General features: G+C 47.8%; 15 protein-coding genes, 1 tRNA gene and 3 pseudogenes. 11 read left to right on the top strand and 8 right to left on the bottom strand.

The window, feature by feature from the left end:
• The 4 genes and pseudogenes from EHN13_RS05515 to EHN13_RS05500 all read left to right on the top strand — a co-directional run.
• Window positions 1-368: pseudogene (locus EHN13_RS05515) on the top strand (baseplate assembly protein); the annotation flags it as partial.
• On the top strand, window positions 358-921 hold the full coding sequence (locus tag EHN13_RS05510) for a phage tail protein I (protein WP_124021015.1): 564 nt from the start codon (window positions 358-360) through the stop codon (window positions 919-921). The pseudogene EHN13_RS05515 and the gene EHN13_RS05510, both read left to right, overlap by 11 nt.
• Window positions 914-2,203 carry a phage tail protein gene (locus EHN13_RS24485; protein ID WP_306308095.1) on the top strand — a complete coding sequence of 430 codons (1,290 nt, stop codon included), beginning with the start codon at window positions 914-916 and terminating at the stop codon, window positions 2,201-2,203. The genes EHN13_RS05510 and EHN13_RS24485 overlap by 8 nt, the downstream gene beginning before the upstream one ends.
• 3 nt (window positions 2,204-2,206) lie before the next feature.
• On the top strand, window positions 2,207-2,722 hold the full coding sequence (locus EHN13_RS05500) for a tail fiber assembly protein (RefSeq protein ID WP_124021014.1): 516 nt from the start codon (window positions 2,207-2,209) through the stop codon (window positions 2,720-2,722).
• A 67-nt stretch (window positions 2,723-2,789) separates the two neighbouring features.
• Here the strand turns inward: EHN13_RS05500 and EHN13_RS05495 are convergent.
• The 3 genes and pseudogenes from EHN13_RS05495 to EHN13_RS05485 form a co-directional block, all read right to left on the bottom strand.
• Window positions 2,790-2,891, bottom strand: a pseudogene (locus EHN13_RS05495) (DinI-like family protein); the annotation flags it as partial.
• A 68-nt stretch (window positions 2,892-2,959) separates the two neighbouring features.
• The gene (locus EHN13_RS05490; RefSeq protein WP_040231974.1) at window positions 2,960-3,574 is read right to left on the bottom strand and encodes a YagU family protein; all 615 of its coding nucleotides are present in this window, start codon (window positions 3,572-3,574) and stop codon (window positions 2,960-2,962) included.
• 386 nt (window positions 3,575-3,960) lie between these two features.
• Window positions 3,961-4,335: a CDI toxin immunity protein gene (locus EHN13_RS05485; protein WP_016150400.1), complete on the bottom strand. Its 375-nt coding sequence runs from the start codon at window positions 4,333-4,335 to the stop codon at window positions 3,961-3,963.
• A 305-nt stretch (window positions 4,336-4,640) separates the two neighbouring features.
• Between EHN13_RS05485 and EHN13_RS24000 the strand changes: the two genes are divergently transcribed.
• Window positions 4,641-4,763 (top strand) — tRNA-OTHER (locus tag EHN13_RS24000).
• Between the two features lie 170 nt (window positions 4,764-4,933).
• Here EHN13_RS24000 and ompC read toward each other — a convergent pair.
• Window positions 4,934-6,115, bottom strand: a complete 1,182-nt coding sequence (gene ompC, locus EHN13_RS05480) for a porin OmpC (protein ID WP_048211296.1) — start codon at window positions 6,113-6,115, stop codon at window positions 4,934-4,936.
• A gap of 439 nt (window positions 6,116-6,554) precedes the next feature.
• On the opposite strand from ompC, the gene EHN13_RS05475 reads away from it, so the two are divergent.
• The 3 genes from EHN13_RS05475 to EHN13_RS05465 all read left to right on the top strand — a co-directional run bounded on the left by EHN13_RS05475 (window position 6,555) and on the right by EHN13_RS05465 (window position 9,202).
• Entirely contained in the window at window positions 6,555-7,250 is a 696-nt protein-coding gene (locus EHN13_RS05475; RefSeq protein ID WP_124021013.1) for a phosphohydrolase, read from the top strand.
• A gap of 73 nt (window positions 7,251-7,323) precedes the next feature.
• Window positions 7,324-8,754, top strand: coding sequence for a DNA cytosine methyltransferase (locus tag EHN13_RS05470; protein ID WP_370528885.1), 1,431 nt, complete (start codon window positions 7,324-7,326; stop codon window positions 8,752-8,754).
• The gene (locus tag EHN13_RS05465) at window positions 8,735-9,202 is read left to right on the top strand and encodes a very short patch repair endonuclease (protein WP_101743177.1); all 468 of its coding nucleotides are present in this window, start codon (window positions 8,735-8,737) and stop codon (window positions 9,200-9,202) included. The genes EHN13_RS05470 and EHN13_RS05465 overlap by 20 nt, the downstream gene beginning before the upstream one ends.
• Here the strand turns inward: EHN13_RS05465 and yedA are convergent.
• Window positions 9,194-10,114, bottom strand: a complete 921-nt coding sequence (gene yedA, locus EHN13_RS05460; RefSeq protein WP_061068110.1) for a drug/metabolite exporter YedA — start codon at window positions 10,112-10,114, stop codon at window positions 9,194-9,196. The genes EHN13_RS05465 and yedA overlap by 9 nt on opposite strands.
• A 178-nt stretch (window positions 10,115-10,292) precedes the next feature.
• Between yedA and EHN13_RS05455 the strand changes: the two genes are divergently transcribed.
• Both EHN13_RS05455 and EHN13_RS05450 read left to right on the top strand, forming a co-directional pair.
• Window positions 10,293-11,204 (top strand): DUF808 domain-containing protein, encoded by a 912-nt coding sequence (locus EHN13_RS05455; RefSeq protein WP_048211301.1) that lies wholly within the window; start codon window positions 10,293-10,295, stop codon window positions 11,202-11,204.
• A 77-nt stretch (window positions 11,205-11,281) separates the two neighbouring features.
• Window positions 11,282-11,464 carry a YodC family protein gene (locus EHN13_RS05450; RefSeq protein WP_061068109.1) on the top strand — a complete coding sequence of 61 codons (183 nt, stop codon included), beginning with the start codon at window positions 11,282-11,284 and terminating at the stop codon, window positions 11,462-11,464.
• A gap of 206 nt (window positions 11,465-11,670) precedes the next feature.
• Here EHN13_RS05450 and yodD read toward each other — a convergent pair whose 3' ends face one another.
• The gene (gene yodD / locus EHN13_RS05445) at window positions 11,671-11,898 is read right to left on the bottom strand and encodes a YodD family peroxide/acid resistance protein (RefSeq protein ID WP_048211303.1); all 228 of its coding nucleotides are present in this window, start codon (window positions 11,896-11,898) and stop codon (window positions 11,671-11,673) included.
• A gap of 162 nt (window positions 11,899-12,060) precedes the next feature.
• Between yodD and dsrB the strand changes: the two genes are divergently transcribed.
• On the top strand, window positions 12,061-12,249 hold the full coding sequence (gene dsrB / locus EHN13_RS05440) for a protein DsrB (protein WP_005127768.1): 189 nt from the start codon (window positions 12,061-12,063) through the stop codon (window positions 12,247-12,249).
• A gap of 47 nt (window positions 12,250-12,296) precedes the next feature.
• On the opposite strand, the gene rcsA is transcribed toward dsrB, so the two are convergent.
• A complete protein-coding gene (gene rcsA / locus EHN13_RS05435) occupies window positions 12,297-12,920 on the bottom strand; it encodes a transcriptional regulator RcsA (protein WP_048211304.1) in 624 nt (207 codons plus the stop codon).
• Window positions 12,921-13,200: 280 nt separating this feature from the next.
• A pseudogene (gene fliR / locus EHN13_RS05430) lies at window positions 13,201-13,993 on the bottom strand (flagellar biosynthetic protein FliR); the annotation flags it as partial.
• Window positions 13,994-13,998 lie beyond the last annotated feature (5 nt).

Genomic DNA, 13,998 nt, shown 5'->3' with positions numbered 1-13,998 from the left:
CCCTGCTTGATAAGGTTAACAGCACACTGAATGCGGATGAAATCCGCCCGTTAACGGACTATGTGACGATAAAAAGTGCCACGATTGCAAACTATGCTGTTACGGCAGAACTGGAAATTCCGGAAGGACCGGACGCCAGTACAGTGCTGAATAATGCCATCGATGTATTACGGTCATACACCACGCTTTCCCATCGGATTAAAACCGTCGTCCCCCTGTCCGCCATTTATGCAGCTCTGCAGCAATCCGGTGTGGTCAGGGTAAGACTGATTTCTCCGGTGGCAGATCTGGAAGCGGAAGCGGGTAAAGCACCGTGGTGTACCGCCATCAATGTCACCCGCAGGGAGGTCAGCAGCAATGACGGCTAAGTTTAGATCCCTGCTGCCTCCTGGCGCATTTCATGAAGAGCGGGCGCAGGAGCAGGCCAGCACTGAGCAAATCGCCACTCTCGATACCAATATGGTGCGCAAGTCCAAAAACCCTGATACCTGCCCGGCGCATCTTCTCCCCTGGCTGGCCTGGGAGCATGCTGTTGATTTCTGGGATGACAGCTGGACAGAGGCGCAAAAGCGGCAGGTGATAAAAGATGCCGCTTATGTTCATCAGCACAGGGGAACGGCCGGGGCGGTACGCCGTTCTCTTGGGTCAGTGAACCTGCCCACGACCGTGGTTGAGTGGTGGGAAGACACCCCACGCGCTGTACCTTACACCTTCCGGATCGAAGTACAGAGCAGTGAAGGGGTCAGTGACGCTCTCTATCATCAGATACGCCAGCTTACTGACCGTGCCAAGAACCTGCGTAGCTATCTGAGCAAAATTGATGTGATGGCGAATGTGGGTGTGGACGGTGCTTTTTATATTTCGGGTGCGACAACAGCGCATATCGATGTGGACATTTTTGCCGGGGAATCTCATGGCTGATTACTACTCAATTATCACGAACCGGGGTAAAGAACTGGAGGCAGAGGCGCTTGCCAGTGGTCGTCTGATTACACTGACTCACTTTGTGGTGGGTGACAGTAATGGCAAGCAGGTCAAGCCTGATCCGGCGCAAGTCCGGTTGATTAATGAAACTTACCGGGGAGATATCGCTGAACTGGTTGTGTCACCGGAACAGTCCACACAGTTAATGGCGAAAATCGTTCTGCCGACCGGGATTGGTGGATTTACCGTTCGTGAAGTTGGTTTAATGACGGATACCGGAGAACTTTACGCGGTGGCAAACTGCCCATCGATCGATAAACCTGTTGGTGGTGTCAGCGTAAATATGCAGTTTCGCCTGGCAGTATCAGATACCTCAAGCATCACGCTGAATGTTTCCACAGGAGACGGGTTGTTTCTGCGTATAGACCAGAACCTGAAAGAGATAAAAGCGCGTGGCGCGGAAGCACAAAAGACATCGCGGGAGTCAATTGGTGTCGTTGATGGTTCTACACAACAAAAGGGGTTGCTCCAGCTTAACAGTGCGGTGAACAGCACCAGTGAAACACAATCGGCGACTCCGCTGGCTGTCAAAATCGCGATGGATAATGCGAATGCGCGACTGGCTAAAGACCGGAACGGCAATGATATTCCTAATCCGCAGTTGTTTGTCCAGAATATCGGTTTAAAGCCCACAGTTGATAAGGCTGCTAATGCCGTTGATAAAAACGGCGACACAATGACCGGGGGACTGACGCTGGTAGAAAGTGATATTGTCCTAAAAACATCCAGTTCAGACAGCCCGCAGTACACAATTATTAATACCACAACGGGGGCATCTGTGAATATGGACCTTATTGACAGAAGGTTTCGTATTTTTGGTGTTCCGTGGGGTGGTGGTCCTGTTAAACAATTTACGTTCGATCTGGAAACTGGCGAGTTCAGTATTCCGCAGGCCAGTATAAGATTTGGGTCGGGTATCATCCAGGCTGATGCAAATATTTACGGCGCTGCATGGGGAGAGAACGGTAATTCGGGCTGGATAAATATTTGGATAAACAATCGCATTAATGAGGCGAAAACATGGGTTAACCAAAATTTTATTACTGGTGTGAAACGTGGTGCACAGAGCAGTATGGTTATGGATGGCGGACTGGTGGAAGCTCCTTCTGGCTGCGTCCTGACTGGCGGGAACGGAAACGAGAGCAATCAGGTCGGTATCGCTTTATATCGTCCTCTGCAAGTATGGCGAAATGGTGGCTGGGTAACGATTGGTGATTAAAAAATGAAATTAACTAATTTACAACGCTATATTCCTGACGAGTATTTTTTGGGTGATGATATTCAGTATTTTATCGATGCCACAGGAAAGGACTGGTATAAATCGCTGTCTCAATTCACAAAGAAATACAGCCTGGCAATCGAAAACGATACTGGCATTATTCGTAGTATCAGCGAAGATGCATCACGGCTTTATCCCGGTGGTTTGACGGTTGTTGATGTTGACAGTATTCCTGATGGTTGTGACATCTTCGGGGGATGGGTATTTGACGGGGAAAAAGTTATTCCCCGCCAGTACACAGATGAAGAACTAAAGCGGCAGGCAGAAGCAAAAAAACAGGCGCTGCTTATGGAAGCCGATGCCGCGATTACACCACTTGAACGGGCAGTCAGGTTAGGCATGGCAACCGATAAAGAAATATCACTGCTCACTGAATGGGAAAGATATTCGGTACTGCTAAGCAGGATTAATACCAGTAAACCGCTGGAAATTGTCTGGCCGGACAAGCCAGACCAATAGGGGCGGAATTGAGAATTTATCCGCTGCAAATTAATCAAAACAAGGTTGTAGCGGATATTTAAGAATTTCATTCACTCACTAACCAGAACTCAGCCTCTTCAAACATTTCCTGGACAGTACGGCTTATCTGCTCTTTCTCATGCTTGCTGGCGTCAGTATTGATCGCTGGTGGTATTCAGCACATAGATACTAAAAATGGCGCTGTATATGCGCCATTTTACTATCTCATTGATGGTATCAGCGGGTTGTCCCCAAAGGGATTTCCGGATCCGGTTGGTGAGTAATCCTGTTACGTAGATCTCGTCGAATAATTTCGATGGACCAGAACCAGATTAAATGACCAAAAATTTCGGATACATTCTCATACCATGGAAGGTCAGCGAGAGGAGGGGTCAGTCCCATGAGAGGGAAAGAAATCATATGTACGAAAAGCTGGGCTAATGCACCAGCCAACAACCCCTGCCAGAGTTTAATTTTGGGAAAGACTTCTGCAACTACACAGTAGCCTACGGCGAACACAATAGAAAAAATGATGTGTGTTACACCAACCCAGTTAAACACATGCCCGGCAAAGGTGTAGACCGCTGCGTTAGGATCTGCAAGTCCCATCCAGTCCCGAAGGAAAATATATGGAGGGTTCAGGAAATTGCGGGAGCAATCAATTTGTCCCGCCGCTCTGATTAATGATTCCGGAACACATGCAGTAGTGAACATATCCGACGGGCTACGGGGCGGCAAGGGTACTTCAGCACCCCATTTAACGAATGCTGATACGATACCGGCGATTAACCCGATAAAAGCAGCAAGGCCATAACGTCTGCGGTTAGGTGGTGTTTGTTCAAATATATTCATATTTCATCCATTGAATTTCATTACATCAACGTAATTACTAAGTAGTATTCATAAAAAACAATGAATGTAAAGAATTGTATGTGGTTGTATGTTCTACATCTGAGTTAGTAACAGGAATTCCTAAATTAAACTACTTCATATGCTGCGGCAGAAAGACGGTGATGTCAGCATCCGGGAAAATCCGGTGAACCCTCTTACCCAGTCAGATGAGTCTCATCAGATACCTTCGTCCGCTTTGTGCCAATAGCGGACCTTCCACCTATGACAGTTCGCTTTGTGCCAATAGCGGACCTTCCACCTATGACAGTTCGCTTTGTGCCATTAGCGGAGGTTGTCAATAACAAGTCTTAGTTGAACAACGGGGAGCTGGTCAGTATTTCTGCTCATCACTTTCGCAGACCAAACCGTATATAATTATGAGGGAATAAAGGTTTAATCATTATTTTATCATTAAAAATAAATAGGTTAGGTGATATGGCGATGACATCGTAGATATTATCCACAATGAGTTGTAGATGGGTTCTGAACACGGGTACATTCGCATCATCCGCTATGACAAATACAGTTTCATTGCCTAAACCGCCCCCGTTAAACATATCATGACTAAGTTCATAATCGCTGAAGTCCATTTCCGACCATCTGAGATTACCGCTATGCCATGGATATTGATGAAAAATATCCATTATCGCGCTCAAATCATCCCCTTCCACAACATTAAAATCTGTCTTGAGCAGTTCCTTACATTCCTCAAACAATGTCATGTCCACTCCCTTTAGGCTTTATGGCTGTATCTTTTATCATAACCTCCCTGGAGGATTGTCTAAAGGGATTACGAACTTCTGCTCCTCGCTCAAAGCAGACTGTCAGTTTGAGTCTGAGCTAATACAGATAATCAGTAGGATGCCCAGTCTTAAAGCAGAGCGAGATAGTCTTCACGCGTCATTAACTGGGAAAATCTCCCACACATTTTCACCTCCAGGCTGTACTTTGAAGTATAGATTTTAGCTCAGAAAGTGTTGGTATATTAACTATGGATAAATGCGCAAGTAGCTGAATTTTATGAAGTGGAAATATTGTGGATATACCAACGAGAAAATTTAAGTTATTGAAAATATTACCGATAAAATCGGTCTCGAAAACCGGAGTAGGGGCAACTCTACCGGGGGTTCAAATCCCCCTCTCTCCGCCACTATTCAAACACTTGCACGCCTTGCTTTCAACGACAGCAGTCACGGATGTTTTTTTCTTTGAGTATCCTCACAAGTTTGTCGTTCTATTGCCTTCGTGACATAAAAATCCGCTTCAAATAAACAAAAAGCCCGCTTCATATGAAGCAGGCCTGATACGTATTGTGCAAAATTAGAACTGGTAGACTAAACCAACGGCAACAATATCGTCAGTCGCGATACCATTGCTTTCATAGAAGCTGTCGTCTTCGTCCAGCAGGTTGATTTTGTAATCAACGTAGGTGGACATGTTTTTGTTGAAGTAATAAGTCATACCCACATCAACATATTTGACCAGATCTTTGTCGACGTAACGCCAGTTACCATGGCTCACTTCCTGACCACCTAAATCACTGCCCTTGGACTGCAGGTAAGCGATGGACGGACGCAGACCATAATCGAACTGGTATTGAGCTACAACTTCAAAGTTTTGCGTTTTGTTTGCGATACCGCCATTGCTTTCGCCATTACCGCCGCCGTAATAGGTCATATTGCGGGTTTCTGCATACATGGCTGCCAGGTAAACGTTGTTAGCGTCGTACTTCGCACCAACAGTCCAGGCTTCAGCTGTTTCGCCGCCAGCGTAGTTGTTGCGTTTGTTTATACCATCCTGGTAACCGCGAGCAACCTGGTCATCAGTACGATCAGAACTGGAGTACGCTGCACCGAGGCTTAAACCGAAGTCAAAGTCATAAGAGGTGGACATACCGAAACCGTCGCCGTTTTCTTTCGCCAGTTTGCGGTTTTCACTATTACCAGAACCTTCCTGACCTACGCTGCTACCTTCATTATTACCCTGATACTGCAGGGCGAAGTTCAGGCCATCAGCCAGACCAAAGAAGCCGTGGTTACGATAAGTAGCAACGCCGTTGGTACGACCCAGCATATACACGTCGGTCTGAGTGTAAGTATCACCACCGAATTCTGGCAGCATATCGGTCCAGGCTTCAACGTCGTACACGACGCCGTAGTTACGACCGTAATCGAAGGTGCCGTTTTCAGCAAAGCCCAGGCCTGCGAAAGCCAAACGAGTCCAGGAATCGCCTTTGTCACCTTCGGTGCCGTTGGCCTGAATATTATATTCCCACTGACCGTAGCCAGTCAGCATATCGTTGATCTGCGTTTCGCCCTTAAAGCCCAGACGCGCATAGGTTTGATCGCCGTCGCTGCCAGCATCGTCAGAGAAATAACGCAGACCATCGACTTTTCCGTACAGATCCAGTTTATTGCCGTTTTTATTATAAATTTCAGCCGCATTTGCTGCGCCTGCAGCTAATAAAGCTGGGAGAAGCAGTGCCAGTACTTTTCTTTTCATTATGTATCCCCTTTATTTAATAATTAAAATGAATATGTAGTGATGTCCCAAAAACTACATTTTGATACTATCTATGAAGTTCATTTAATTTAAAGAATAACATGTAACAATTATATTTTAGATATTTCAAAATGTTTCTATTTGAGTTTTTTAAATTATTTTTATATATATTTATTGTTTTCATTCAAAACATAAATACATGATTATCAATTGATTTATATCTTTTGTTCTGATATCTGCCGTGTGTATTTTATATGTTTTTATTATTGTTTTTATGCTTGTCAGAATAATTTATTATCAATGCTGTATGTGGAAATTATAAATTGATATTTATTATGAATATTATTTAATAATTGATTTTTGCTATAAAAGAAGACAGACAGTGGTTCAGGGTAAAAATTATTGCTAAGGTGGTTTTCTTTATGTAAAGGGAGAGAGCATGGAACTCCACGACTGGCAGTCGAGATTTGAAGCCTGGTTACGTGAAAATCATTCAGGGCACGACGCTGCCCATGACATCTTTCACTTTCGCCGCGTGTGGCAGACGGCTCAAAAGCTGAGCACGGATGCGAACGTAGACTGGCTGGTGGTGCTGACCGCGTGCTATTTCCACGATCTTGTCAGCTTACCGAAAAATCATCCGGAACGTCATCGCTCATCGGTACTGGCAGCCCAGGAAACCTGTCGTGTACTGTCACAGGACTTTCCTGAATTTCCTCAGGATCGGCTGCATGCGGTGAGTCACGCTATCGCAGCGCACAGTTTTAGCGCAAAAATTACGCCCGCGACACTTGAAGCCAAAATCGTTCAGGATGCCGATCGACTTGAGGCGCTCGGTGCTATCGGTCTGGCGCGCGTGTTCGCCGTTTCTGGCTCGCTGGGTGTGGCATTGTTTGATGCGGAGGATCCGTTTGCCCGGCAGCGTAGCCTCGATGATAAACAGTACGCGCTTGATCATTTCCAGACCAAACTGCTGACGTTGCCACTGACAATGCAAACTGAACAAGGGCGGCATTTGGCACAGCATAATGCTGACTTTTTATTGACGTATATGGCAAAACTCAGCGCAGAATTAAAAGGAGAATATGAAATGTTGGATCTTGCGGCGATTCAACCCCTTAAAGCATATCTGTAGTCGTCATTGCTGAAACGTCAATTGCACCAATTTATGTTAACCTGTCGACTATCCATTTCGCCCGGTTAAACGTATGCAGGATAATTTTTCAGTAGCAGGCTCCATGAAACCGATGACAGATGATACCGGAGTTACCGTTCAGGTGATTTTGGCTAAGTTGCTTGAAATATACGATGTGAAAACGCTGGTTGCTCATCTGAATGGTGTTGGTGAGAATCGCTGGAGTCCGGCCATCTTTAAGCGTGTGGTCGCCAATGAAACATGGCATCGGCTCAGCGACGCTGAGCTGGCTCATCTGAACGCCATGCTACCGACACCGCCTGCGCATCATCCACATTATGCTTTTCGCTTTATCGATCTTTTTGCTGGTATTGGCGGAATTCGTCGCGGTTTTGAAGCGATCGGCGGGCAGTGCGTGTTTACCAGCGAGTGGAACAAGCATGCGGTGCGCACCTACAAGGCGAATCACTACTGCGATCCTCTGCAGCACCACTTTAATGAAGATATTCGTGATATTACGCTCAGCCATCATGAGGGGGTGAGTGACGAGCAGGCTGCAGAGCATATTCGTCAACATGTTCCCGAGCATGATGTCCTGCTGGCCGGCTTCCCTTGCCAGCCATTTTCTCTGGCGGGTGTATCAAAGAAAAACGCGTTAGGGCGTGCCCACGGTTTTGCCTGTGATACGCAAGGCACGCTTTTTTTTGACGTGGTGCGAATTATCGACGCGCGGCGACCGGCTATATTTGTGCTCGAAAACGTTAAAAATCTGAAGAGTCATGACCAGGGAAAAACCTTTCGCATCATCATGCAAACGCTGGATGAACTGGGCTATGACGTGGCGGATGCAGCAGATAATGGCCCTGATGATCCGAAGATTATCGATGGGCAACATTTTTTACCCCAGCATCGCGAACGTATCGTGCTCGTCGGCTTTCGACGTGATCTGAGCTTGAAGTCAGACTTTACGTTGCGCGATATTGTCAGCCGCTACCCTCAGCGTCGAACGACGCTCGCAGAGCTGCTTGAACCGACTGTTGATGCGAAATATGTGCTGACACCGGTCCTGTGGAAATACCTGTATCGCTATGCGAAAAAACATCAGGCACGGGGCAATGGGTTTGGCTACGGTATGGTCTATCCCGGCAATCCCGATAGCGTAACGCGTACATTATCCGCACGTTACTATAAGGATGGGGCTGAAATTTTGATAGACCGTGGCTGGGATATGGCGCTGGGTGAACAGGATTTCGATGATCCCGCCAATCAGCGACATCGTCCTCGTCGATTAACGCCAAGAGAGTGCGCTCGCCTGATGGGGTTTGAGTCTCCTCAGGGTTACCAGTTTCGCATTCCGGTATCAGATACCCAGGCTTACCGCCAGTTCGGTAATTCGGTGGTCGTCCCGGCATTTGCGGCGGTAGCCAAACTGCTGGAGCCGAAGATCAAACAGGCTGTTGCGCTCCGTGAGAAAGAACAGCAGCATGGCAGACGTTCACGATAAGGCGACACGCAGTAAAAATATGCGGGCGATAGGGACCCGCGATACGGCGATCGAAAAACGTCTGGCCGACATCTTGACGGAGCAGGGGGTAACGTTTCGCGCGCAGGATGCAACGTTGCCCGGTCGCCCCGATTTTGTGGTGGATGACTACCGTTGCGTTCTCTTTACCCACGGCTGTTTCTGGCATCAGCACAACTGCTATCTCTTTAAAGTCCCGGCAACCCGCACGGCGTTCTGGCTGGAGAAGATAGGAAAAAATGTGGTGCGTGATAAGCGGGACTGCGAAAAATTGCAGTCGTTGGGATGGCGGGTCTTGATTGTCTGGGAATGCGCCCTGCGTGGGCGTGATAAACTGGATAATGAGGCACTGTCTGAACGGGTTATCGAGTGGATCTGCGGCGGCGGCGCCACCGCGCAGATCGACACTCAGGGCATTCATTTACTGTAACGACTTTTCCGATGGGGCTGCGACCGCGTCAGCTTTGACCGGGAATAAGTATTTCCCCAGCGTCACCAATACCACGGCAAAAACAATGACTCCGAGCGCCAGCCACTCGATCAACGCCAGGCTTTCACCTCCCAGCCCCGTACCTAACAGAACCGCCACTACAGGGTTGACGTAGGCATAGCTGGTGGCTAACGCCGGGCTTACATTACGAATAAGGAACATATAAGCGTTAATCGCAATAATTGAGCCGAACAGGGCGAGATATGCCACCGCCATAAAACCGGAGAAGGTTGGCATCGTGGTCAGCTTTTCTCCACTGAGCAGCGATGCGCACATCAGTACAATACCCGCGGCTAACATTTCAATAGCACCGGCCATCATGCCAACGGGCAAGGTTATACGTGAGCCGTACACGGAGCCAAATGCCCAGCTCATTGAACCAATCAGGATTAATACTGCCCCCCAGGGATTACCACTCAAGTTACCACCGCTGTTAAGCATGATAATCCCGGCGAGTCCAATTGCGATCCCCATCCATTCCAGTTTGCGTGTTTTGATGCCAAAAAAGTGGCTAAAGCACAGCGTAAACAGTGGGACGGTGGCAACCACTACGGCGGCAATACCGGAAGGAACATTTTGATGTTCTGCAACAGTAACCAGCCCATTACCCACGGCCAGCAGCAGGATACCAATTAACGCGGCGTTCAGGAGCTGGCGCAGAGGCGGTAGCTTGTGTCCGCGAAGAAGTAAAAAAAGTGTTAATAACACTCCAGCAGAGAGAAAACGTACGCCAGCCATCATCAACGGCGGCCAACTTTCAACGCCAATGCGAATAACGAAGTACGTGGAACCCCAAATGATGTACAGCGCAAATAGCGCACTGAAAAGCGGTAACAATTGCCTGAAACGCATAATCCCTCACGGTGGAAATAAAAAGGTGCAACATAGTAAACGTCAAAACTATCATGCTGGCGAGACTTATAATTGCCTGCTGTTGTTAAATAATTGTTGACCAGAAAGGTCTGTTTCAGCATGGCGTGTTTTACTTCATACTTATGGCTGCAAAACAATAATATTGAGGATTAAAATTTTGGCAGGAAGTAGCTTACTCACCTTGCTTGATGACATCGCCACGCTTCTGGACGATATCTCAGTGATGGGAAAACTGGCCGCGAAAAAAACGGCGGGTGTGCTGGGAGACGATTTGTCGCTTAACGCGCAACAGGTATCGGGCGTGCGGGCGAACCGCGAGCTTCCGGTAGTCTGGAGTGTGGCCAAAGGATCTTTCGTCAACAAAGTTATCCTGGTGCCGCTGGCGCTATTGATCAGCGCCTTCATTCCATGGGCGATCACCCCCTTATTGATGATTGGTGGGGCGTTCCTCTGTTTTGAGGGCGTGGAAAAAGTGCTTCACACCCTGGAAGCGCGAAAACAAAAAGAGACCCCAGAGGAGCGTCAGCAGCGTCTGACATCGTTGGCGGCGCAGGATCCTCTCACCTTTGAGAAAGATAAAATCAAAGGGGCGATACGTACCGACTTTATTTTATCTGCAGAGATTGTGGCCATTACGTTGGGTATTGTGGCGGATGCGCCGTTGTTGAATCAGGTACTGGTTTTGTCGGGTATTGCTTTGGTGGTGACCGTTGGCGTATATGGTCTGGTCGGTATTATTGTGAAGCTCGATGATATTGGCTACTGGCTGGCAGAAAAGCGCAGCGCACTGGCTCAGGCCCTGGGTAAGGGATTGCTGGTGGTTGCTCCCTGGCTCATGAAATCACTTTCCGTGGTCGGCACGCTGGCGATGTTTTTAGTCGGTGGCGGCATTGTGGTACACGGCATTGCGCCGCTGCATCATGCGATTGAGCAATTTGCCCAACAGCAGAGTTCATTCATTGCTCTGATGCTTCCGACTCTGCTTAATCTGGTGCTCGGCTTTATTATCGGTGGGATCGTGGTGGTGCTGGTAAAAATGGTTGCCAGGTTACGCGGAGTTTCGCACTAATTGTCGCCTGCCAGACTACGCAAAACGTCTCTTTGTCGTCTAAGGTGAAAAGGTTTCTCTTGATACAGGAGGCGGGTATGGTCTTTTCTGTCAGTGAGGAAGTCACCGCGAAAGAGGGTGGCCCACGCATGATCGTTACCGGGTATGCCAGCGGAATGGTGGAGTGCCGCTGGTATGACGGTTTTGGCGTCAAACGGGAGGCATTTCGTGAAGATGAACTGGTTCCTGGCGAACGCAGTCCGCTGCGCCAGGATGCCTGAATACCGCAGGCTGGCGTAACCTGGTGATCTCTCAACCATTAGTTATATTTATCATTTTGGTGAGAATTATTTACTTGTCAGGCAAAAAAATTGCAGATAAGGTTGGTTTCGCATCAGATTTCCTGGTGTAACGAATTTTCAAGTGCTTCTTGCATAAGCAAGCTTGATCCCGACCCGATACGGGCCGGGATTTTTTTCGCCCAAAGTCAGCGATTGATCTCCGTCACGCTAAAATCATGGATATCAAGCTCGAACGCGTCGGCCAGTTCATGCCATGTATGATAATCCCGGCCATCAACGCTGACGCGATCGGGGTCATCATGGCTGCGATGAATTTCGCTCTCGCAGATTTCGTTGATAGCTTTCAATAGCGCGTCCACATCGACGCTGACGTCACGTTTGGCCGTATCGCTGTACTCTTTCGCGGTTTTCATCCTCATACCTCTCAACCGTTAAGGATACCGGGGCACGTATCAGAATCTCTGATGCGTACAAGTTAAGTATAGACCGTCGAGAAAACCCGCAATCACGCGAGCAGGGCGCTGCCAGGAAAAGGAATTTGTTCTACACTGGCACAAAGCCACAGGAGGAAAACGATGAAGGTGAATGATCGGGTTACAGTCAAAACGGACGGTGGGCCGCGTCGGCCAGGCCGGGTACTGGCGATTGAAGAGTTTAGTGAAGGCACCATGTACCTGGTTTCTCTGGAAGACTACCCGCTCGGTATCTGGTTCTTTAATGAGTCAGGCCATCAGGATGGGATCTTTGTGGAAAAAGTGGAGTAATCCAGACGCTGATTCTGACTGGTGGTAAACCCACCAGTCAGAATGTCCTAACGCATATTCACAAAGATACCATTGGTGACGTTATCTGTGAGTCGTACAACGTGATAGATAACTTGTTTATTATGTGTCTTGATCTTTCGTTTTATATTCCCCTTATGGGATGAGACTGTCTTCGCCTTGATATTCATTTGATCGGATATCTGTATTGTTCCCTGACCGGCCATCCACATACGTAGCATGCTGGATTCGGTGCGGCTTAATGATAGTGTTGGCAGGTTCACATCAATGACAATATCCACTTCCTTTTTCAGAATATCGCCAAGAAGTTCATCCAGTGAATCTGGTTTAATCGACTTAGAACTGATTAATAAATTTTTTCTTACTAAGAGATACTCATCAAAATGGACATTGGCAATCGCCATAAATACAATAAATAAAGTGCTGGGATGTTGATTAATGATTTGCTTAATTCTCTGGCTGTTATCCGGATCGTGAATAAAGCAGTCTTCATTAATAAACACCACAGACGGCTGCAGTGAGACACAGGCGACGCTGAGTTCATCAACGCTTGAAATATCGTTGATTTCCCTTTTCTTCACCCCCCGACTTACCAGATATCCGGTCAACCCTAGCCGGGTGTAACTGCATAAATCCATAATAATCGTTGACATGGCATACCCTCACTCAATGCGTAACGATAATTCCCCTTACCTGATTATTTCATCACAACTAAACGGAATAATAACGACCCAATATGACGCTTTCGCTGTTTTCAGGCGAATTTACTATCCCGTAAAGTTGCGTATAATTTGCCAGGAAACATCTTAAAGTAAAGTAAATGTTGCGTTATGTGAGTGAGGCAAAAACAAATAAACCGCGACAGCGTTATCCTGGTGGATGTTGCCTGTATTTGAATTTAGGACAATCCTTAGTAAAACAGGATAAAAAATAAGGGTTATTATTTTGAAGGCATTTCACTGATGATGTCAGCCAGCAAATTAAAAATCTCACTGAATAAGCGCTCACAGAAGGGGGCAATTAATGGCATTAGCGCGGCCATTAATGAAATACCCACGGTCAGGGTGAGTGGGAAACCAATGACAAATATCGATAGCTGCGGCGCCATACGGTTTAACAAACCGAGTGCGAGGTTGAGTGTGAGCAGCAGCGTCATCACCGGCAGAGCCAGCATCAGACCATTGAGGAAGATGAGTCCCCCCGCCCGCGCCAGCGCGAGAAAGGCATTGCTATTAACCGGATTGCCACCGATAGGCAGAGTATGGAAGGTATCCACCAATAGCGAGATAAGCCACAAGTGACCATTAAAGGTGAGGAACAGCAGCATCGCCAGCAAATCTATCAGACGTGCCAGAACGGGCATATTCAGGCGGCTGCCCGGGTCGAAGAAGGTTGCGAAGGAGAGACCCATTTGCAGACCGATGATTTCCCCGGCGGTACGCACCGCGGCAAACGCAAATTGCATGGTGAACCCTAATGCGATGCCGATCAGGATTTGCTGCATCGCCTGCCATATCGCGCCGACAGAAAAGATGGGCACGTTTACGGGGGGAAGCAGCGGAGCGATAACCATGGTAATCATTAACCCCAGCCCCAGTTTTACCCGTTTGGGGATGGCGCGTTCGCTGAGTATCGGAGCCGTTGAAATGAGCGCCAGTATGCGCAGCAGGGGCCAGAAGTAAAGATTCAGCCAGTGGAGCCACTCAACGCTGGTCACCTGCAACATAGCGT

Source organism: Citrobacter youngae (genome assembly GCF_003818115.1).
Classification (GTDB): Bacteria; Pseudomonadota; Gammaproteobacteria; order Enterobacterales; family Enterobacteriaceae; genus Citrobacter; species Citrobacter youngae.
The sequence above is the reverse complement of the archived record's forward strand: the minus strand, read 5'-3'. Positions and strand labels throughout refer to the sequence as shown.